The organism is Stenotrophomonas sp. GW821-FHT02D01, assembly GCF_059421765.1.
Window position 1 is genome coordinate 137,953 of sequence record NZ_JBWKVP010000005.1, and the last position, 18,730, is coordinate 156,682.

Below are 18,730 nucleotides of genomic sequence, written 5' to 3' on the forward strand. Positions count from 1 at the left end.
CGGGCTTACCTCCGGTCGGTCTGGGTACGCAGTTGTTGCAGGGTGCTGCCAAGCACGGTGTCATCGGCCTGCAATGGCAGCGAGCGCAGGGCATGGAGTTCAGCACGTTGCGCGCGCAGGTCCGGTGAATCCGGCCAGCGCCGCTGCGCCCAGAGATCGATTCTGTTCAGCGCGGCATCGCGGCCGCTGCCATCGCCGCGCTCGATCGCTGCGCGGGCCAGGGTCAGTTCCAGCTGCAGTGCCGTGTCGATGGTGGTGCGCTCGGCCGAGGTCAGCGGGCCGTTCAGACGGCTCGGGGTGATGTCCACGAAGGGCGCCAGCGCAGCCTGCCACCACGGTTTTGCGGCGTTGTCGGCCGGCGTCTGCGCGATCTGCGAAGGCAGGCCCTGCAGGGCCTTGCCCAGCGCGTCCAGGCGTTGCAGTGACAGCACGCGCGGGCCAGCGCCCAACGCATCAAGCGCGTTGCGTTCCTGCACCAGTGCCTGGCGCAGGTTCAGGCCATCGCTGTCGGGCAGATCGGCCAAGGCAGTGGCGGCCAAGGCATACAGCCGGCGTGAGCCCTCCACGTCATCGGCGAAGGCCAGCCGCTGTGCGGCCTGGGTCAGCAGCAGTTCGGCCTCATCGCGCTGCACCGCCTGACGGCCCTGGTTGGCGCTGTCGGCCAGCTTGGCCAGATTCTCTTCCAGCAGGGCACTGCGTTGCGACAGGCCCAGCACTTCGTCGCGCAGCACCCGGTTGGTGGTGGCCGCATCCTGCAAGCGCTGGCTGGCAGCGCGCTGGTCGCGGCGCAGGGCCTCGACCGTAGCCTCCAGCCCCTTCAGCTGCACGGCGGTGGTCTGCGCCTGCGCCAGCTGGTCGCTCTGCTGCTTCTGCCAATAATGGTAGCCGGCATAGCCGCCCGCGCCCAGCACCGCCAGCACGGCAAGCGGCAGCAGCCAGCGCAGGGGGCGATGGGGCGATGGGGCAGGCGGCAGAGTGTCGTTCATCGGGCTTCCTTGTCGGCGGCAATGCCGGAACAGATCCGGCAGGCAGCGTTGTGCACAGCATCACTGTTGCCGACGACACCGGCAAGCCGCTGCCGGGTGCCTGTTCAGGTCGCTGCCGGGCCGGTGAGCGCAGTGTGTGCAGCGGCCATCAACTGAACGCTGGTAGGGCCCTCGCTGCGCACCACCCGGGTCAGCCCCAGGGCCTGCGCCTGCGTGCCCAGCCGGTCGCTGGCCACCAGCGCGATCGCGTTCGCCCGCAGCCGCTGCTGCCAGTGCGCAGGCAGCTGCTGCCAGAAACGCTGCAATGCCTCGCCACTGCTGATGGCCAACAGCCAAGGCGTCGGAGAACGGGCCAAACGCGCCAGCATGCGCCGTGACAAGCGCAGCGGCAGCCGTCGGTAGACATCAGCGCGGGTGATCTGCGCGCCAGCGGCCTGCAACTCAGCGGCAATCAGGCCCCGGCCTCCCGGTGCGGTCACCAGCCCGATCTGCATGCCCCGAACATCACCCAGCACCGGCATCGCCAGCAGTCCCTCGCTGTCCATCCGCTGGGGCGCATGGACGTCGGCGACGCCATGGGCCAGCAGGGCACGCGCGGTGCCTTCACCCACCGTCAGCCACGGGCTGCGCTGCGCCGCCGCCAGCGGCAGCAGGCTGGCCGCCGCCGCGACGGCCGCCGGGCTGGTGAACACCACCCGATCGCTGGTCAGCGCCCGTTGTAATTGCTGCAATGCGGCAATGTCCTGCAGACGTTGCAGCCGCCAGGGCGAAAGCGCGACGGTACGGCCTCCCAGCGCTGCTGCGGCGTGGCGCAGCGCCGCCTGCTGACCCTGCGGGCGCAGTGAGATCAGGGTCCAGCCAGTGGGTATCGTATGGTTGGCCATTCCCGTCATTATGCGGGCCCTTTGTTGTCGTGGTTGCTGCTGATGGCTGTTGATGCCCTGACCTCTTCGCTGGCTGCCCTGCAGGACGTGCTGGACTGCATGCCGGCGGTCCGCGCGATGCAGATCCGCCTGGATGGCTATGCCGACGGCGTGCTGCGCATCACCGCGCCGCTGGTGGCCAACGTCAACGACAAGGGCAACGCGTTCGGCGGCAGCCTGGCCTCGGTGCTGACCCTGTCCGGCTGGGCGCTGGTCAGCCTGCGCCTGCGCTTGGCCGGCCACGACGCCGAGGTCTACGTGGCCGACAGCAACCTGCGCTACCTGGCGCCGGTCTATGAAGACCTGCATGCCCACGCCGAAGCCACCGGAAGCGGTGCCTGGGACACCTTCCTGGCCACGTTCCGCCAGCGCGGCAAGGCCCGCATCAGCATTGTCGCCACCCAGCCCGGCGCCGATGGCAAGGCCGCGGCCGAATTCAGTGGTCGTTTCGTTGCCTTCGCCAAAGGGTAGGATGGCAGGCTGACGCCCTGCGGAACCCACCGATGCGCCGCCTCATCCAGATCCTCCTGTGTTCCCTGCTGCTGCTCAGCGCCGCCGCCGGTGCTGCCGCCGACGACCTCAGCCGCAAGCAGCGCAAGCTGCTGGAAGAGACCCAGATCGCCTACGGCGCCACCATCCGCTGGGGCAGCATGGACGACGCCATCGGCTATCTGGACCCGCAGCTGCGCAAGACCAAACCGCCGACCGAGTTCGAACTCAATCGCTATGCGCAGCTGCGCGTGTCGTCCTACCGCGAGCGCAGCACGGCAGCGCTGGAGGGCGGCCTGGTCGAGCGCCGGGTCGAGATCGGGGTGATCAACCAGAACACCCAAGCCGAGCGCACCGTAGTGGTGACCGAGCGCTGGCGCTGGGATCCGGAAGCCAAGCGCTGGTGGCAGAGTGCAGGCCTGCCGGACCTCTGGCAGGGGCAGTGACGGGTCGCGTCCGGCTTGTGCGACAATCGGCGCCCGCTTAATCGACCCGTGACCTGAGTGAATTACGAAGAGTTGCTGGCCTTCGCAGGCCGAAACCCGATGCTGTCCGCGGCCCTGGTCGGCCTGACCGTGGCCCTCATCGTCACCGAAATCCGCCGCCTGTTCCGGGGCTTCAAGGGCATCAAGCCCGCCGAACTGACCCAGCTGATCAACGCGGGCGGCACGGTGGTGGTTGATCTGTCGCCCAGCGCTGATTTCGAAAAGGGCCACATCGCCGGCAGCCGCAGTGCCCAGGCCAGCGCGTTCGGCCCCGAGCACAAGCTGGTGGCCAACGCCAAGCAGGCCCCGGTGGTACTGGTGTGCCGCAGCGGCAACGCGTCCGAGACCGCCGCCAAGGCGCTGAAGAAGGCCGGCTTCGAGAAGGTCTTCGTGCTCGACGGCGGCATCCCCGCGTGGCAGCAGGCAGAACTGCCGCTGGTCAAGGGCCGCAACTGATAGCAGGCGGTGGCGGATGTGGCCTTGTTTGCGCCCTCCGCCGCCCCCATCGCAGTAATTCGACCATCGTTTTCATTGCATTCACTGGAGTTACTGGAAATGTCCGAAGAGACCACCAACGGCGCTGTCGCGCCGGTCGATGCCGCCACCGGCCCCGCGTTCACCGTCGAGAAGATCTACGTCAAGGACGTTTCCTTCGAGTCGCCGAATGCCCCGTCGATCTTCAACGACCAGGTGCAGCCGGAACTGCAGCTCAACCTGAACCAGCAGGTCCAGCGTCTGGGCGAGAATGCCTTTGAAGTCGTGCTGGCCGTGACCCTGACCTGCCAGGCCGGCGAGCGCACCGCGTACGTGGCCGAAGTGAAGCAGGCTGGCGTGTTCGGCCTGGTCGGCCTGGACCCGCAGTCGATCGACGTGCTGCTCGGCACCCAGTGCCCGAACATCCTGTTCCCGTACGTGCGCCAGCTGGTCAGCGACCTGATCCAGGCCGGCGGCTTCCCGCCGTTCTTCCTGCAGCCGATCAACTTCGAAGGCCTGTACGCAGAAACCCTGCGCCAGCGCCAGGAGCAGGGCGACGCACCGTCGCTGGCTGACTCCGAGCCGGCCGGCAACGCCTGATCCCGGCCGCGACGTCACGGATGAGCACTACCGCTGACAAGATTGCCGTACTCGGCGCCGGTTCCTGGGGAACCGCGCTGGCGACGCTGCTCGCCCGCCACGGTCGCCAGACCGTGCTGTGGGGGCGCGATGCCGCCGTGGTCGAGGCCATCGACCAGCGCCACGAGAATCCGCGTTACCTGCCGGGCATTCCGTTGCCGGAATCGCTGCGCGCCACCACCGACCTCGCGTCGGCGGTGGAAGGTGCCGCCTGGATCCTGGTGGTGACCCCGTCGCATGCATTCGGTGAAACCGTGCGCGCGCTGGCACCGTTGCGTCCGGCCGGTGCCGGTGTGGCCTGGGCCACCAAGGGCTTCGAGCCCGGCTCTGGCCGCTTCCTGCATGAAGTGGCGCGCGAAGTGCTGGGCGAGGACGTGCCGCTGGCCGTTGTCACCGGGCCGTCGTTCGCCAAGGAAGTCACCCTGGGCCTGCCGACCGCGATCACCGTGCACGGCGACGTGCCCGAGTTCGCGCAGACGGTGGCCGAGGCGATGCACGGCCCGGCGTTCCGCGCCTATACCGGCGACGACATGGTCGGTGCCGAGCTGGGCGGTGCGATGAAGAACGTGCTGGCCGTGGCCACCGGCGTGGCCGATGGCATGCAGCTGGGCCTGAACGCCCGTGCCGGCCTGATCACCCGTGGCCTCAACGAGATGCTGCGCCTGGCGGCAGCGATCGGCGCCAAGCCGGAAACGCTGATGGGCCTGGCGGGGCTGGGCGACCTGGTGCTGACCTGCACCGGCGACCTGTCGCGTAATCGCCGCCTGGGCTTGGCCCTGGGCCGCGGGCAGACGCTGCAGGACGCCATCCGCGAAATCGGCCAGGTGGTCGAGTCGGTGCAGACCGCCGACGAAGTGATGCGACAGGCGCGCCGTCATGGCATCGACCTGCCCATCTCCGATCGCGTGCGCGCCGTGCTGCATGGCGAGCAGACTCCGGAAGAAGGATTGCGTGCGCTGTTGGCACGCGAACAGAAGCCGGAATATCCGGACACGCTGTTCAAGTGAATCGAAAGCCCCGGCCCAGTGCCGGGGTTTTTTGTGCGTGCGCGAAACCCATCCACGCATGGCGTGGATCTACTGTGGAACCCGCAGCGCCCATCACCGCGACCGCGGCGGCGTGTTGGTGTTGTCCATGTCCGAAAAAATCATCCATGGCCCACCCGCCACGCGCTTCAACGTCAGCGTGAACTTCCCGGTATCACCCACGTTGCTGCCGTAGGTGTAGGCACCAATGATGTAACCGGTGGATTCCTCTGCGGCATAGGCCAGCGCACGCAGCCGCAACGGGCTGCTTCCCTGGCCGGCATACGCTGCCTCGATCGCCGCGCGCCCACGCACGGGCGGCTGGTTGCTCTGCAGGATGAAACCATCCTCGGCGAACAATCCCGCCAACGCCTTCGCATCACCGGTGCGCCACGCCTGTTCGTAATCGCGCAGCACGCGATCCAGCGCGGCGGGCAGGGGGACGTCGGCAAGACGTGCGGCGGGCGAGGATGCGGTGGGCTCCTGCGCAACAACAGGTCCGGCCAGCAACAGGCCACTGATGAGAATCACGGCAAGTCTTGAATGGCACATACGTCTGCATCCTGGCAGTGATGGAAGGCGTGATTGCCAGAGTATCCACCTTGGCTGGCGGGTAGAATCACGCGGTCGCCGGCTGGGCGAATGGACACAGGACAGGGAATGACGTCTCGAATGATGGGAATGGCAGGGCTGGTCGCGTTGCTGGCCGCGTGCACGCAGGCACCGGCACCGGAAGCAGGCACCGCAGCTGCACCCGCCGCTACTGCTGCGCCGACGGAAGCCCCAGCCGCCACGGCCACGGTGGTCGAGAACGCGCCTTCCGTCGAAGACGGCGTGGACCCGTCGGTGTGGGACAACGAAGGCGAGCCGGAAGGTGAGACCCCCGGCGCCGAACTCACCTGCGCGGACAATCCGCTGGCGACTTATTTCTTCACCCTGGTCGGCGGCAACACCGTGGACGACTGCGGCCGCAAGGACCCGAAGGTGCTGGCCGCGTTCGACGCCCTGATGAAGAACACTGCGGCGGCCGAATCGCCCGACAAGAACGTCCCTTCGCTGCGCGAACGCCTGCTGAGCGGTCCCAGCGGGCCTGGCGAACTGATGGTGCTGCAGGGCGAGCCGTGGTGGCTCTACACCGCCTGCCAGGCGCACCAGTGCTCGACCACCGCGCTGGCGATGCTGTATTCGCCGACGCACTCGAAGATGGTCGGCCGCCTTACCGCCCGCTGCAACGTGTGGTGGCTGGGCGAGCCGAACGCGGAGCAGCGCGCCCTCATCGAGCGCGAGCGGCCGGTGGACGAAGCGATGTTGAAGGAAGAAGGCGATTCCTGCGAATGACCGGCGGTAACGCCGGAAGATTCTCCGGCGTTACGCCTCAGGCCGAATCCGCGCGCTGACCTGCGCGGTCAGCGCCAGGCACGCCATCATCAAACCCTCCATCACCCGATCGCCCACGTATTCGTCGTCCGGACCGTTCTGGCGGACGCGCTCGGCCGCCAGCAGCATTTCCAGCGCTATGCGCAGGCCCGCCAGTGCGCAGTCCGCATCGGCCAGCGCCATGCGGCGGCCGGGCATCTGATGACGCTCCGGCCACGGCTGGCCGTCGGCGGCTGCGCCTTTTCCAATCCGCGTCAGCGTGGCGATGAAAGCTCTGGGATCGATCGCAGATGCTTGTTCTGATGACGCATCGCCAGCTGCGCGATAGGGATGGGGACGGGGGAATTCCGGTGCAGTCATGGCTGGTGCTCCGTGCAGGACAGACGGTAGCCGCCACACAAAGGTGGCGGGCGGAGACGTGGCTCGAAAACCGGGAGATCACGCATAAGTCCGGCAGGCGCAAGGCCTCCACGCTCCGCCCGCCATAGCCGGCAGACGGATTGCCAGCCGGCGCCACGCGGGGTGACGCCGGCCGGCAAGCGTAAACAACGTGTGTGATCTCACGGGTTTTCGATGCCCGGCCATCCTTTTTCGATGGCCCGTCATCTGTACCTCTGTGGCTGCGCAACGCCAATCAGACAAATTGCATTCAACGCTTGATGCAAGACGCTTTCGGCATTCTTGCATGCTGTTAAGCCGCCCCAGACGCCGATGGCGCAAGGGGCCTCAGCGATAGAGGAATATGCGACATGGGTCGTGATTGCCAGCGTAGTGGGCTGACACGTCAACGAGGCAATAACGACAGAACTCCGCGATGCGGCGATACAACGTGGTGCTAGTCGAGCTCTATGAGAAAGCGCGTGGCCATGGCAGATGGCACCACAGACGCCCCGACCCGCTTCAGTTCAACCAGCCCATAGCCTTCCATCATCCGAAGGGTACGAGAAAGGCTTGGAACCTTGCGCCCGCAGTGCTCGGACAGTTCGGTGAGCGACCTGGGTTGAAGTTCGCGCAGCAGTCGCAACAGCCGGCGGTTCTCATCGCTCAATACTGCGGCCAGGGAAGACAGGGTGGAGAAGGCTATCGCCCCCTCCGTAACCTGCGGTGGTGCCGATCTGTCCTTTCGTTCTCCACCGATGACACAACGTCGGAAGGTACTTTGGACTGGCGAACTGCACGTATCGGAATCTGTCATCGGTGCGGGATTGCATTGGGACCGATAGATCATGTCTGGCCGAGCACGCGTTGGATTGAACAAACGGCGCATGGATGGTGCATCTGGAGGTCTGTGTGCAGGTGCTGGACCGGGCGGGCGCAACGGAGAAGAATCCAGAAAGTATCATCGGAGCGTTCCACGAGTGAGTGAGAAAAATGGAGCTGGCTCAAGGGCGTTTGGTGGATACAAGACGGATGCTCTGGAGACTGTAATCAACGTTCTTGGCTCAACGACGCGAGACGTATATGACTATTGCCCTCAACCGAGTTGCAGCAACTAGATTCTTTGTATATGTCGTGGCAGCTCTTGGGTCCGGGTGCGTGGATTCGCCCACTTCATATCGTGTCGATGGTGCGAAGACCGACTTTTGCATTCCTGGCGATCTAGATGCGACGCCTTCCCGGCGGGGTCATCAGGAACCTGTGGCCGGCGGCTTTACGCTGCATGGCTGTTACTCCACCCATGGCGAGGCTTGTATCGGCCCCGATAACTTGATCTCGGTAGCGGTGGTAGCCAAATCGTACTTTCCCGGGAGAAGGTTTGGCGATCTTCCCCAGGGATCCCATCTGCGTACTAGCGCTATTGAAGGCTGGCAAGAAGCGAGGATGCTGGAGAAGGGATTGCTTGCCGTTCCCGACGGTGGCGACAAGAGCCACATTTTCGTATGGCGCTCGAGCGCACGTGGCGCCACACGCCCCAGGGATGACGATGAGCTAATGGCATCCTGCGACACGTTGGGCAGTGTTTCCTGCAGTCGTGTGCTCCATGGGGAGGACTTTGGTGTCACTTATTCCTTCTTCACAGAGAAGGAAATTCCGGGCGACTTCGGTTCATTGGACAAGCAAGTCCTGAATGAGATTGAGCGGATGAGGTGTGGAAAATAGCACCCGGGCGCGGCAGGCGTGCCTGATGTCCGCCTTCCAGTTGGCGCCGACGCCGACGACGGGGCCCATGGCCGTCGAGATCGAAACACTCTTCAACCTTTGGAAGTAGATCCATATCTGCTTCTGCCAAGTGCCGCCTCGGGTCGAAAGCGAGCTGTAAGCACTGCTGGCCGATCTGCCCAGCCCGAAGTGCCCGCTTCCCTCGCATCAACCTTCACAACGGTTCCATGGGATGATGCGGTGCCCACCGGACGACCGACCATGCAGAAGCTGACGGACCCCAATCTGCTGGACGACATCGCCGAGATTGGTCGAATCCAGGCCGTGCCGCGAATCCTGGAGACCGTCGCCCACATCACGGGCTCACGATTCACGGCTATTGCCCGCGTGACCCAGACAACCTGGACCGCGTGCGCCACCTTCGACACCCTGGGGTTCGGGCTGGTTCCCGGTGGCCAACTGGTGCTTGAGACCACCATCTGTGACGAGATCAGGCAGTCGGCGACGTCAGTTGTATTTGCGCATGCAAGCGAGCACCCGATTTACTCCCAGCATCACACGCCACGGATCTACGGACTTGAGAGCTACGCGTCCGTTCCCATCCATCGGCCAGACGGCAGCTTCTTCGGCACGCTCTGCGCGATTGATTCGGCACCGGCCAACTTCGACGCAGCCCACGTCCAACGCTCCATGGAACTGCTGGCCGACCTGGTAGGAAGTTACCTCGACAAGGAAGATCGCCTTGTGCGAGCGGAATCTGCGCTTTCCGACGCGCATCGTGTCGCCGACCTGCGCGACCAGTTCATTGCCGTGCTGGGTCATGACCTGCGCAGTCCGCTGCAGGCCATCAGCATCGCCGCAGATTCGCTGGCATGTGAGGCGGGCACTGAGCGCCAGCAACGGATGCTCGCGCACATCACCTCTGGCGTTGCCAGAATGGACGGACTGATCAACGACGTGCTTGATTTCGCCAGGGGACGTCTGGGCGGCGGCATTCCCATCGCGCTGCAGCTGACAAGCACGCTGGAAGAAGACCTGAAGCGGGTTGTGGAAGAGGTGGAAATCGCCACTGGTCGCCAGGACATCAAGGTCCACATACAGATAGACGACGACGTGGTCTGCGACCCGAGCAGATTGGCACAGCTCCTGGCCAACCTGCTCACCAATGCAGCGGTACACGGAGAGCGCTCGTCCCCGATTACGCTGACCGTCCACTCCGAGCCGGAAATGCTCACGCTCGACGTACACAACGAGGGACACATTCCATCAGCGAGGTTGGACGCGATTTTCAGCCCATTCTCACGTGAAAAGAGTGAGCGTCCGCGGCCGGGTCTCGGCCTCGGCATCTACATTGCGTCGGAGATCGCGCGGTCCCATGGCGGCACGTTGGAGGTGGAGTCCAGTGCTGCCGCCGGCACCTTGTTCACGTTCAAGATGCCCCCGCTGGAGCTTCCGTAGCGGTCTGCCGCGACCACATCCGCAGCCTTCAACCGGGTTTCATTTGCGGGCGTGTCGCGCGTCTTTTTCATCCACGTCCTTCGCAGCCGCGCGACTCTGCGCGAACTCCGGGAACGTATCTTCGATCGAGTCCTTGTCCGGAAGCACGTAGAACACGCCGCCTTTCTCGAACGTGGGATGCACGATCTTCTCGTAGAACCCGGGCGAGACATTGATGCAGCCGTGGGTGACACGGTTGTCGTCCGGTGTGGCCGATGCCAGTCGTTCGCTGCGCTTCTCTTTCGGGGTGCCCGGGGGAAGCGGGTGCATCGACACGGCGGAATCGTAGTCCACCCACAGTACGCGTCCGGCGTCCTCGGACGGGCCATAGGCGCCAATGAAACGACCCGCCGGGGTGGTGCGGTCGTGGCCGGGAATCGCGCTCAGTGCGAGCTTGGCGACGCCGGGTGCCGAGTGATCGCCGATGGCCGAACCAAACAGCGCTGGCGCTGCGCCGCGCAGCTTGCCGTCACCGCCGAAGACCAGGACCTGCGCAGCCGCCTTGTCCATGATCGCGAACGGATAGCCCTGGTTGTCCTTGCTGGCCACGACCCAGCCGGCCAGTTCAATCACCGTATCGGACACTTCCTGGCCCTGCGGAAGTTCATCAGCTGCGGTCGCCGTTTCCGCGGGTGCGTCCTTGGCTTCCTTGGCGTTCCTGGCGCTGGCTGCGCCGGTTCCTGCCAGTGCCAGCGCGATGGCCAGCGTGGCCGATACGGCCCGGCGTGCAGGGAGTGAGTACGTACGAATGGGACGGCTCCTTCGGATGACGACCGAGAGGCTGAAAGACACCAGTGGCCGGTGAAGGCCACTGGTGTCTGGTTCAAGCGTTCATCAAAGTGGGTGGGAGAGCGGTTACCCGCGCGGCTTGCGGCCGGGGACCCTTTCGAGCTGCTGCACGCGGCCTTCGATCTGATCCAGACGCTGGTTGGCCTGCTGTGCAGACTGGTTGGCGGATTCGGCGCTCTGCGCCGCGCCCTGCACCTTCACGTCGAGCTGGTCGAGACGCGAGTTGATCGTTGCAAATTCGTCTTTGTAGGTGGCGCAAGCACCGAGGCTTACGGTAGCAACGATGGCTACGGTGACGGCACGTGCCGCGTTGATTTGCTGCTTGGTCAGGAACATTCCACTCCCTCCTTCGTCTGGGGAGACTGGAATATAGCGGCGTTTGTTCCCGCCGCTGCGAAGTGCTTTCAGCTGCAGTTGGAAGACGTGGATGGCCTGTGAAGGTCGCGCAATCAGCAATCCTTAACAAGCGGGAACAAGCGAGCTCTGCTGCATCGGTTGATGTCCTTGTGCCACTTCAATCTCTCCAATTCATCAGCCTGAAGCCGACTCATGTTGTTCCTCTCAATGGCTGCAGATGAGCGTGGCGCACAACATCGACGCGCGCACCGCGCTCCCGTGCGTGCAGTCCTCCCGTGCGATCAATGACCGAAGCGGCTCGGCAGGTCGGCTTGCATCCAGCGAGCTACTACACGGCGCATCGAGAGTTCCCTGAACAGGAATCTCATTCATGTACCGGTCAGTTCAATATTCAGGGCCGATTTCATCAACAAACGGATAATTCACACCTGTCGAACGCGTCTCCTCCCTCCCCTCCCGAGGGGCGTTCGACGAAACCAAAATAATGAAAGGTGTATCCCGATGATCAAGAATTCGCTGCTTGCCCTGGGTCTGTTGGCCGCGCTGCCGTTCGCCGCATCGGCTGCCGATGGCCTGTCGTACAACTACGTTGAAGGCGGCTACGTGAACACCGATGCCAAGGGCGGCGACGCTGATGGCTGGGGCGTGAAGGGCTCGGTTGCCGTGCACCCGAACTTCCACATCTTCGGTGATTACAGCAAGCAGGAAACCGACACCTTCAAGAATGATGTCGACCAGTGGCGCATCGGTGCCGGCTACAACTACGGCATCGCACCGAACACCGACCTGGTGGCTCGTGTTGCGTACCAGAAGTTCGACATGAAGCACGGCCTGGACTTCAACGGCTACTCCACTGAAGTGGGCGTGCGCACCGCGTTCAACCCGTACCTGGAAGGCTATGCGCTGGCCGGTTACGAGGATTACAGCAAGAAGCACGGCATCAACCCGGACGGCGAGTTCTACGGCCGCGTCGGCGCCACCGCCAAGTTCAACCAGAACTGGGGTCTGAGTGGTGAAGTGAAGCTGGCCAAGGCCGGCGACCGCGAGTGGTTCGTGGGCCCGCGCTTCAGCTGGTAACAAACGCCTGTCGTTAGTGCGTGTAACTGGCGTGTGATCTCTCTCCCACACGCCAGCGAAGCCCGGCCTCGTGCCGGGCTTCTCTTTTTCCGGCATCGCTTTGCCACAATGGGGCATGGGCGATCCCTCCACTCCCGCTGGCACCGGCTCGGCCTACCAGGAACACCTGGCGCCTGCGCCGCTGCGTGGCCAGTTCGGCCAGCTCTGGCAGAGCCAGTTGCCTGCTGACGCCAGTGGCAACATCACCGTGCTGCCCGATGGCTGCGTGGACATTCTCTGGCGTGACGGTGCGCTGTTCGTGGTGGGGCCGGACCGTACCGCCGCACACCCGCAACTGGCCCCCGGGGCACAGGTGCTGGGCGCGCGGTTCCGGCCAGGCCAGGCATCGGCTGCGCTCGGCATCGACTTGTCCGGCATCGTCGGCCAAGCCGTGCCCCTGATCGAATTCAACGCCCGCTGGGCGACTCAGGCTGCGACCTGGATCGGTGACGCCGCGCCCGACCAGCGCCTGCAGCGCCTGGCTGACAGCCTGCAGCGGAACATGCCGGCGGCCGTGCTGGACGAACACACACGCCGCGCGCATTCGCTGTTCGCGCACGCTGCCAGAGGCGATGCCAGCATCGACGCACTCGCCGCACATCTGGCGATGAGCCCGCGCACCCTGCGTCGCTTCAGCCAGACGCAGTTCGGTTACGGAGCAAAGTCGCTGGAGCGGATCCTGCGTCTGCAGCGGTTCCTGCGCTGCAGCCAGACCCAACCCGCGCACGGTCTGGCGATGCTGGCCGTGGAGGCGGGCTATGCCGACCAGGCCCACCTCAGCCGCGAAGCCCGCGAGCTTGCCGGCCTGACGGCAAGCGCGCTGCACCAGCAGTGGGGACGTTGATGGCCGTTTCGTTCAAGACCCGGGCCCGACCCTGACCGATGCTGTGCGCTCCAACCACGGAGCCGCACCATGAGCCACGCAGACACCACCGCTGCCGAACGCCGCATCGACAACATCGAATTCAACGTCGCCGACATCGCCCGCAGCAAGCAGTTCTATGGGCAGGTCTTCGGCTGGTCCTTCACCGACTACGGTCCGGCCTATACCGAGTTCGATGACGGCCGCCTCAAAGGTGGATTTGTCGCCGACGAGGCAGTGACGCCCTCAGGCGGCGCGCTGGTCATCGTGTACTGCGTGGACCTTGCCGACGCGCAGCAGCGCATCCTCGCGGCTGGCGGCGAGATCGTGCAGGCGATGTTTGCCTTTCCCGGCGGCCGTCGCTTCCATTTCCGCGATCTGGACGGCTACGTGCTGGCGGTGTGGAGCGACGCCAGCTGATCCGTCTGCCTCTACAATCCGCCAATGGAAACGCACATCGATGCCTATGTGAGGCAGGCCGACGGCAACTGCATCAAGGTGATGCTGTTCAATGGCCGCTCGCGGGCCTCGCTGCAGGCGCTGGGCTTCACCGCTGGCGAGGGAGACACCCTCACCCTGCCGGTCCCCGACGATGCAGCCAAGGCCGCCGTCTTCATCGGCCTGCGTGATCTCGGCGTTGCCTTCTCGGCGGGCAGGGAGTGGTGTCCGGCCGACGTGTTCGAGCATCTCCGCGATGGCGGTGTGCTGGAGGGACGCTACCTGCGGGTTGCGTGGCGCACGCCGCGGCAGTTCACCGTGACCACGGCGTAGCCACAGCATGGACGTGATCGAGATCGCCGGAGCGAATCTGCTGCGCGATGCTGCGGACGGCTGCCAGCTGCAGGCGTCCGTGGTCTCGCAGGACGGCACGCGGCTGGCCTGCATCCTTCGTGTCGGGCAGCGCTTTCGCGTCGAGCGGTTCCTGCGCGGACACATGCGACCGCAGTGGCACGGAGAGTGGTGGGTGCAGCAGCCGCAGCACTCGATCACCGACAGCGGGCAGCAGGCACAGGTGCTTGCCGATGAGTGGCTGGCGCCCGTCGGCTGACCACCGCGAACTGAGAACCGCTCCGTCGTCGGCAAGGTCGTTCCGCTATGATCGCCCGCACATCGCCGCAGGCGATGTGCCCGCCTCAAGCCAGCAGGAACCATCGTGAACGCCCAGCCCGCACCCATCACCGCCCTCAACCACACGCTCGACAACGAGCCGCAGCAGATCACCGCGCCGCTGACCCATTCGGCCGCGTTCCTGGTGCTGACGGTGAAGGACGATGCGGCGTCGCTGGCGAAAGTGCGCGAGGTGCTGGCCAGCACCGATGACCTGATCAAGAACACCGCCATCCGCGAGATCGAGCGCACCTTCACCTGCAACGTGGCCATCGGCCACCGCGTGTGGGCGCCGCTGGTGGGCAGTACGCCGCCGCGCGAGTTGAAGCCGTTCCAGGAAGTGAAGGGTGCGACCCACACGGCGGTCTCCACGCCGGGCGACCTGCTGTACCACATCCGTGCACGCACGATGGATCTGATCGTGGCCTTCGAGCGCAACCTGATGATGGCCTTCGGCGATGCGGTGGACGCGGTGGATGACGTGGCCGGTTTCCGCTACTTCGACGGCCGCGACCTGCTCGATTTCGTCGACGGCACGGCCAACCCCGAAGGCCTGTCACTGCCGGAGGCGACCATCGTCGGCGACGAGGATCCCGACCATGCCGGTGGCAGCTACGTGGTGGTGCAGAAGTACCTGCACAACCTCGATGCCTGGCGTGCGCAGAAGACCGAGGCGCAGGAGGCGATCATCGGCCGCACCAAGCACGACAACATCGAGCTGGACGACGCACCGGCCGACGCGCAGAAGTCGCACAAGACGCTGTGCACCATCGAGGATGCCGACGGCGAGCACGAGATCCTGCGCGACAACATGCCCTTCGCCAATCCGGGGCGCGGCGAGTACGGCACCTACTTCATCGGCTACACGCGCCGGCTGTGGGTGATCGAGAAGATGCTGGAGCGGATGTTCATCGGCAATCCCGCGCCGCTGCATGACCGCATCCTCGATTTCTCCACCGCGACCACCGGCGTCACCTTCTTTGCGCCCTCGCGCAAGGTGCTGGCCGACCTGGGCGACTGATCACGCCGGGTGGGGCAGCCAGATAGATCCACGCCATGCGTGGATGGATCAACCGGTTGCCCGGAACAGCCACGCATGGCCTGGCTCTACTGCGCCGCCATCTGCCTGTCATCTACGGCGCCGACCATGACGCGTTGGGATGGACGTGGAGACGTGGGTGATGGCTTCCGCAGGCAACAAGCGCACCTCGCGCCGTGGCTGGCGCCCGTTGGCATGGTTGCTGGGCCTGTTGGCGCTGGGGAGCGCCAGCGTGTCCGCACAGGACGCGCCTGCGCATTGGATGGCCTATGCCGCCTCCGTCAGCGGCGAGTTGCAGCAGCGTCTGCAGCAGGAGCAGGATCCGCACGCGCAGCGCCTGCTGACCTGGCTGCAGGAACACCCCGATGCGCCGGCGCCGTTGGTGGTGAGCGTGTGGATCGCCGGCGATGGCGCCATCTCGAAACTGGAATTCGACAGCCTGGGTGATGCACAGGTCGATGCCGATCTGCGTGCGGCGCTGCAGGCCACGCCGTTGCCGGCGGCGCCGCCGAAGGACATGCGCCAGCCGCTGCGATTGGGGCTGACCCTTACCCAGTAGAGCCACGCCATGCGTGGATGCCGGGCATCGGTAGACGCCAACCTTGGTTGGCGCTCACCTGCCGACCAAGGTCGGCATCTACCAAACGCAGCCACGCATGGCGTGACTCTACTGCGCAGGTACTGCCTGCGGCTCGCGCGCGGCGGCGCGCCACGCCCGCAGCCCGAACAATGCCAGGCCCAGGAAGAACACGTACAACGCGGCGGTCACGTGCAGCGATTTGAACAGATAGGCGCCCACGTAGACCACGTCCACCACGATCCACACCCACCAGCACGCCGTGTGCCGGCGGGCCTGCCACCATTGCCCGACCAGGCTCAGTGCGGTCAGCATCGCGTCCAGCCACGGCAACGCTGCATCGGTGAAGGTGTGCATGCCGGCGCCAAGCGCCACGCCGCCACACAGGCCGATGGCCAGGTCGCGCAGCAGCTTGCCGCGCGCCAGCGGCACGATGCGGATGCTGCCTTCATCGGCGGCGTGCTGGCGCCAGTTGATCCAGCCGTAGACCAGGAAACCACCAAAGGCGACCTGCAGCAGCGTGTCCGAGTACAGCTTGGCTTCGGCGAACACCGCGCCGTACAGCGCGACCGACAGCAGGCCGACCGGCCACGCGGCCAGCCGTCGCTTTGCCATCAGCCACACGCCGAGGATGCTGAAGAGCGCGGCAGTCCACTCGAGCGCGACGCCGCTCACAGCGCGAACGTCACCGACAGGCGTGCCTGCCGCGGCGCACCCGGGAACAGGTAGTAGTCACCGCCGCTGCTGCCGGTATCGCGCCAGTAGAAACGGTTGAACAGGTTGTCCACCGACAGGTTCCAGCTGACCGCACGGTCGTGCAGGCGGTGCTGGAAGCGCAGGCCGGCGTCGAACACCGAGTAGTCCGGTGCGCGCACACCGCCGTCGGCGCGGGCCACGTTGGAGGAGGCATAGCGCCAGCCACCGGTCACATCCAGGCCTTCAACGAACGGCAGCGCGTAGGCCAGGTGCACGCTGGCGCGCACCTTGGGCACGTTCACCAGCTGATGGCCTTCATAGGCCGGGGTGCCGGTGTCGCGTGCGCGCGCCTGCAGCACGCTGGCGCTGGCGACGATCTGCAGCGCGTCGGTCAGCTGGCCGTTGGCGGTCAGTTCCAGGCCGGTATGGGTCTGCTGGCCTTCTTCGACGAAGGTGTAGCCGACGTCGCTGCCGTCGGGCCTGGCGTACTGGTAGGGCTGGGAGGTGCGGAACACGGCTGCGCCCAGGGTGAGGGCGTCCACCGGCACGTACTTCACGCCCACTTCCAGCTGCCGCGACTGCATCGACGGCAGGAAGGTATCGGCGTTGGACGTCCAGAACGGTGCTTCCTGGCCCAGCGAAATGCCGCGCACGTAGCTGGCGTAGGCGTTGAGCTGGTCGGTGGCCTTCCACACCAGCGCGGTCTGCGGCAGGAAGCGCGACAGGCGGCTGTGGCGCTGCGGCGTGCCGCGCTTGTCGTAGGCGCGCTCGTCCAGGCGCACGAAGCGGCCGCCGGCCAGCCACTGCCAGTCATCGCCGAAGCTCATCCGGTCCAGCGCGAAGAACGCGGTCTGCCGGCTGTCCAGGCGCCGTGCCGATGCACCCGGCATCTTCGGCGAGGGCTCGAACACCGGCACCTGCACGTCGTGGATGTTGCTGGTGCCGACGTACTCGTTGACGCTCGGGCGCTTGTCGATGGTGCGGCGGAAGTAGTCGGCGCCGATGCTCAGCTGGTGGCCGACGCTGCCGGTCTCGAAACTGCCGCGCAGTTCGGCACGGGCCTGCTGGTTGCGGCGGGTGTCATCCGGGCTGCGGTAGTCGTAGATGTCGTAGTCGCCGTTGGGGGCGAAATAGTTGCCCGGCACGCTGCCGTCTGCGCACCCTGCGGTGTAGTAGCAGCCGTAGGCGAAGGCGACGTTGTCATCGATCACCGAGCGGCTGTGGCCGACCGAGACGCGCGACTGCCACGCATCGTTGAAGTCATAGGTGTGCAGCGCGGTGATGTTGGTGCTGGCAATGTCCACCGGCCGCTGCCACGGCTGGTAGCCGAGCAGGCGTTCGCGGTCGACGCCGCGCGGCAGGTCGCGCGCGCCCAGCAGCTGGAAGCCGGACACCGAGCGCTGCGAGCTGGTCTGGTAGTTGGCATCCACTTCCAGCTTGCCGTGTTCGCCGATCAGCCAGTCGGTGGCCAGCGAATAGAAGTTGCGGCGGCCGTCGGCATGCTCGACGTAGGAATCACTGGCATCCCAGGCGGCGTTCAGACGCACGCCGAAGCGCGGGGTCAGCCAGTGGCCGACATCCACGGCTGCATAGCGCGAGCCTTCCGAATCGGTGCCCAGGGTGACCGTGCGCACTTCCGCCGGGCGCTTGCCCACGTAGTTGATGATGCCGCCGGGCGCCATCACGCCAGCCGCGAGGCCGGCTTCGCCCTTGAGGATCTGCACTTCCTGGATGTTCTCCAGCGCCAGGCGCTGCTCGCCGGCGATGGACATGCCGTTGAAGCGGTAGCCGGTGGCCGCATCCAGCGCGAAGCCGCGGATGGCGATGTTCTGGTAGTAGCCCACCGGCGCATAGGCATCGCCCAGCGAGGCATCATTGCTGGCCAGCTCGGACAGCGAACGCACCTGGCGGCGGTCGAGGTAGTCGCGCTCCAGCACGTTCACCGAGGCGGGGGTGTCCTTCCATGAGCCGCCGCCGAAGGCGTTGACGCGCGAGGTGTCGGCCTTCGGTTTGCCGGCCTGCACGCGCACCGCCGCCAGTTCGGTGGGCGAGGAGGGCGCATCAGCGGCGTCGGTGCCTGCCTCGCTGGCGTACAGCGGCAGGGCGGCGCACAGGGCGAGGGCGAGCAGGGTGGGGCGCAGGCAGCGGTTCATTCGATTCGTCTTCAGACAACAAGGGAGACGAAGCGACGG

24 protein-coding genes are annotated in these 18,730 nt (G+C 65.7%); 15 read left to right on the forward strand and 9 right to left on the reverse strand.

Annotated elements, in window-relative coordinates:
• Positions 1-5 precede the first annotated feature (5 nt).
• The gene (locus AC07UW_RS12180) at positions 6-986 is read right to left on the reverse strand and encodes a uroporphyrinogen-III C-methyltransferase (protein WP_248148424.1); all 981 of its coding nucleotides are present in this window, start codon (positions 984-986) and stop codon (positions 6-8) included.
• 104 nt (positions 987-1,090) lie between these two features.
• Complete coding sequence (locus AC07UW_RS12185) at positions 1,091-1,879, reverse strand: uroporphyrinogen-III synthase (RefSeq protein ID WP_495212142.1); 789 nt, start codon at positions 1,877-1,879, stop codon at positions 1,091-1,093.
• Positions 1,880-1,912: 33 nt separating this feature from the next.
• On the opposite strand from AC07UW_RS12185, the gene AC07UW_RS12190 reads away from it, so the two are divergent.
• The 5 genes from AC07UW_RS12190 (at position 1,913) to AC07UW_RS12210 (ending at position 5,003) form a co-directional block, all read left to right on the forward strand.
• Positions 1,913-2,380: a YiiD C-terminal domain-containing protein gene (locus AC07UW_RS12190; RefSeq protein ID WP_089242022.1), complete on the forward strand. Its 468-nt coding sequence runs from the start codon at positions 1,913-1,915 to the stop codon at positions 2,378-2,380.
• A 32-nt stretch (positions 2,381-2,412) separates the two neighbouring features.
• On the forward strand, positions 2,413-2,844 hold the full coding sequence (locus AC07UW_RS12195) for a hypothetical protein (RefSeq protein WP_312107391.1): 432 nt from the start codon (positions 2,413-2,415) through the stop codon (positions 2,842-2,844).
• Between the two features lie 57 nt (positions 2,845-2,901).
• A complete protein-coding gene (locus AC07UW_RS12200) occupies positions 2,902-3,339 on the forward strand; it encodes a rhodanese-like domain-containing protein (RefSeq protein WP_025875933.1) in 438 nt (145 codons plus the stop codon).
• A 99-nt stretch (positions 3,340-3,438) separates the two neighbouring features.
• A complete protein-coding gene (gene secB / locus AC07UW_RS12205) occupies positions 3,439-3,957 on the forward strand; it encodes a protein-export chaperone SecB (RefSeq protein WP_025875931.1) in 519 nt (172 codons plus the stop codon).
• Between the two features lie 20 nt (positions 3,958-3,977).
• A complete protein-coding gene (locus AC07UW_RS12210; protein ID WP_025875929.1) occupies positions 3,978-5,003 on the forward strand; it encodes an NAD(P)H-dependent glycerol-3-phosphate dehydrogenase in 1,026 nt (341 codons plus the stop codon).
• Positions 5,004-5,096: 93 nt separating this feature from the next.
• Here the strand turns inward: AC07UW_RS12210 and AC07UW_RS12215 are convergent, their stop codons facing one another.
• Entirely contained in the window at positions 5,097-5,552 is a 456-nt protein-coding gene (locus AC07UW_RS12215; protein ID WP_394122303.1) for a YybH family protein, read from the reverse strand.
• A 129-nt stretch (positions 5,553-5,681) separates the two neighbouring features.
• On the opposite strand from AC07UW_RS12215, the gene AC07UW_RS12220 reads away from it, so the two are divergent.
• On the forward strand, positions 5,682-6,359 hold the full coding sequence (locus tag AC07UW_RS12220) for a hypothetical protein (protein ID WP_099786285.1): 678 nt from the start codon (positions 5,682-5,684) through the stop codon (positions 6,357-6,359).
• Positions 6,360-6,389: 30 nt separating this feature from the next.
• On the opposite strand, the gene AC07UW_RS12225 is transcribed toward AC07UW_RS12220, so the two are convergent.
• Both AC07UW_RS12225 and AC07UW_RS12230 read right to left on the reverse strand, forming a co-directional pair.
• Complete coding sequence (locus tag AC07UW_RS12225) at positions 6,390-6,758, reverse strand: hypothetical protein (RefSeq protein ID WP_495212143.1); 369 nt, start codon at positions 6,756-6,758, stop codon at positions 6,390-6,392.
• Positions 6,759-7,233: 475 nt separating this feature from the next.
• Positions 7,234-7,446, reverse strand: a complete 213-nt coding sequence (locus AC07UW_RS12230) for an HVO_A0114 family putative DNA-binding protein (RefSeq protein ID WP_199776064.1) — start codon at positions 7,444-7,446, stop codon at positions 7,234-7,236.
• Between the two features lie 413 nt (positions 7,447-7,859).
• Here AC07UW_RS12230 and AC07UW_RS12235 point away from each other — a divergent pair, with 413 nt between their 5' ends.
• Complete coding sequence (locus tag AC07UW_RS12235) at positions 7,860-8,498, forward strand: hypothetical protein (protein WP_495212144.1); 639 nt, start codon at positions 7,860-7,862, stop codon at positions 8,496-8,498.
• Positions 8,499-8,759: 261 nt separating this feature from the next.
• Positions 8,760-9,956: a GAF domain-containing sensor histidine kinase gene (locus AC07UW_RS12240; RefSeq protein ID WP_495212145.1), complete on the forward strand. Its 1,197-nt coding sequence runs from the start codon at positions 8,760-8,762 to the stop codon at positions 9,954-9,956.
• Positions 9,957-9,995: 39 nt separating this feature from the next.
• Here AC07UW_RS12240 and AC07UW_RS12245 read toward each other — a convergent pair whose 3' ends face one another.
• Positions 9,996-10,694 (reverse strand): hypothetical protein, encoded by a 699-nt coding sequence (locus AC07UW_RS12245; protein WP_313250562.1) that lies wholly within the window; start codon positions 10,692-10,694, stop codon positions 9,996-9,998.
• Between the two features lie 156 nt (positions 10,695-10,850).
• Positions 10,851-11,120 carry a hypothetical protein gene (locus AC07UW_RS12250; protein WP_025875897.1) on the reverse strand — a complete coding sequence of 90 codons (270 nt, stop codon included), beginning with the start codon at positions 11,118-11,120 and terminating at the stop codon, positions 10,851-10,853.
• Between the two features lie 525 nt (positions 11,121-11,645).
• Here AC07UW_RS12250 and AC07UW_RS12255 point away from each other — a divergent pair.
• From AC07UW_RS12255 to AC07UW_RS12285, 7 genes are all read left to right on the forward strand, one after another.
• Complete coding sequence (locus AC07UW_RS12255; protein WP_025875896.1) at positions 11,646-12,218, forward strand: OmpO family porin; 573 nt, start codon at positions 11,646-11,648, stop codon at positions 12,216-12,218.
• A gap of 115 nt (positions 12,219-12,333) precedes the next feature.
• Positions 12,334-13,101 carry a DUF6597 domain-containing transcriptional factor gene (locus AC07UW_RS12260; protein WP_495212146.1) on the forward strand — a complete coding sequence of 256 codons (768 nt, stop codon included), beginning with the start codon at positions 12,334-12,336 and terminating at the stop codon, positions 13,099-13,101.
• Positions 13,102-13,170: 69 nt separating this feature from the next.
• Positions 13,171-13,539: a VOC family protein gene (locus AC07UW_RS12265; RefSeq protein ID WP_336023252.1), complete on the forward strand. Its 369-nt coding sequence runs from the start codon at positions 13,171-13,173 to the stop codon at positions 13,537-13,539.
• Positions 13,540-13,563: 24 nt separating this feature from the next.
• Positions 13,564-13,890 (forward strand): hypothetical protein, encoded by a 327-nt coding sequence (locus AC07UW_RS12270; protein WP_336023254.1) that lies wholly within the window; start codon positions 13,564-13,566, stop codon positions 13,888-13,890.
• 7 nt (positions 13,891-13,897) lie between these two features.
• Positions 13,898-14,167: a hypothetical protein gene (locus AC07UW_RS12275; protein ID WP_313250540.1), complete on the forward strand. Its 270-nt coding sequence runs from the start codon at positions 13,898-13,900 to the stop codon at positions 14,165-14,167.
• A gap of 105 nt (positions 14,168-14,272) precedes the next feature.
• Positions 14,273-15,247 carry a Dyp-type peroxidase gene (locus AC07UW_RS12280; protein WP_059063175.1) on the forward strand — a complete coding sequence of 325 codons (975 nt, stop codon included), beginning with the start codon at positions 14,273-14,275 and terminating at the stop codon, positions 15,245-15,247.
• A gap of 160 nt (positions 15,248-15,407) precedes the next feature.
• Entirely contained in the window at positions 15,408-15,824 is a 417-nt protein-coding gene (locus tag AC07UW_RS12285) for a TonB C-terminal domain-containing protein (RefSeq protein ID WP_495212147.1), read from the forward strand.
• A 108-nt stretch (positions 15,825-15,932) separates the two neighbouring features.
• On the opposite strand, the gene pnuC is transcribed toward AC07UW_RS12285, so the two are convergent.
• Both pnuC and AC07UW_RS12295 read right to left on the reverse strand, forming a co-directional pair.
• Positions 15,933-16,517 (reverse strand): nicotinamide riboside transporter PnuC, encoded by a 585-nt coding sequence (gene pnuC / locus AC07UW_RS12290; RefSeq protein ID WP_025875884.1) that lies wholly within the window; start codon positions 16,515-16,517, stop codon positions 15,933-15,935.
• Positions 16,514-18,691 carry a TonB-dependent siderophore receptor gene (locus AC07UW_RS12295; RefSeq protein WP_495212148.1) on the reverse strand — a complete coding sequence of 726 codons (2,178 nt, stop codon included), beginning with the start codon at positions 18,689-18,691 and terminating at the stop codon, positions 16,514-16,516. Before AC07UW_RS12295 ends, pnuC begins: the two co-directional genes overlap by 4 nt.
• Between the last annotated feature and the right edge of the window lie 39 nt (positions 18,692-18,730).

Bases quoted from the DNA above. Each gene is read 5' to 3' on its own strand.
- AC07UW_RS12250 (WP_025875897.1), bottom strand. From the start codon at position 11,120: ATGTTCCTGACCAAGCAGCAAATCAACGCGGCACGTGCCGTCACCGTA.
- AC07UW_RS12190 (WP_089242022.1), top strand. From the start codon at position 1,913: ATGGCTGTTGATGCCCTGACCTCTTCGCTGGCTGCCCTGCAGGACGTG.
- AC07UW_RS12285 (WP_495212147.1), top strand. From the start codon at position 15,408: ATGGCTTCCGCAGGCAACAAGCGCACCTCGCGCCGTGGCTGGCGCCCG.
- AC07UW_RS12185 (WP_495212142.1), bottom strand. From the start codon at position 1,879: ATGACGGGAATGGCCAACCATACGATACCCACTGGCTGGACCCTGATC.
- AC07UW_RS12270 (WP_336023254.1), top strand. From the start codon at position 13,564: ATGGAAACGCACATCGATGCCTATGTGAGGCAGGCCGACGGCAACTGC.
- AC07UW_RS12225 (WP_495212143.1), bottom strand. From the start codon at position 6,758: ATGACTGCACCGGAATTCCCCCGTCCCCATCCCTATCGCGCAGCTGGC.
- AC07UW_RS12265 (WP_336023252.1), top strand. From the start codon at position 13,171: ATGAGCCACGCAGACACCACCGCTGCCGAACGCCGCATCGACAACATC.
- AC07UW_RS12180 (WP_248148424.1), bottom strand. From the start codon at position 986: ATGAACGACACTCTGCCGCCTGCCCCATCGCCCCATCGCCCCCTGCGC.
- AC07UW_RS12195 (WP_312107391.1), top strand. From the start codon at position 2,413: ATGCGCCGCCTCATCCAGATCCTCCTGTGTTCCCTGCTGCTGCTCAGC.
- secB (WP_025875931.1), top strand. From the start codon at position 3,439: ATGTCCGAAGAGACCACCAACGGCGCTGTCGCGCCGGTCGATGCCGCC.
- AC07UW_RS12295 (WP_495212148.1), bottom strand. From the start codon at position 18,691: ATGAACCGCTGCCTGCGCCCCACCCTGCTCGCCCTCGCCCTGTGCGCC.
- AC07UW_RS12260 (WP_495212146.1), top strand. From the start codon at position 12,334: ATGGGCGATCCCTCCACTCCCGCTGGCACCGGCTCGGCCTACCAGGAA.
- AC07UW_RS12220 (WP_099786285.1), top strand. From the start codon at position 5,682: ATGACGTCTCGAATGATGGGAATGGCAGGGCTGGTCGCGTTGCTGGCC.
- AC07UW_RS12210 (WP_025875929.1), top strand. From the start codon at position 3,978: ATGAGCACTACCGCTGACAAGATTGCCGTACTCGGCGCCGGTTCCTGG.
- AC07UW_RS12275 (WP_313250540.1), top strand. From the start codon at position 13,898: ATGGACGTGATCGAGATCGCCGGAGCGAATCTGCTGCGCGATGCTGCG.
- AC07UW_RS12240 (WP_495212145.1), top strand. From the start codon at position 8,760: ATGCAGAAGCTGACGGACCCCAATCTGCTGGACGACATCGCCGAGATT.
- AC07UW_RS12235 (WP_495212144.1), top strand. From the start codon at position 7,860: ATGACTATTGCCCTCAACCGAGTTGCAGCAACTAGATTCTTTGTATAT.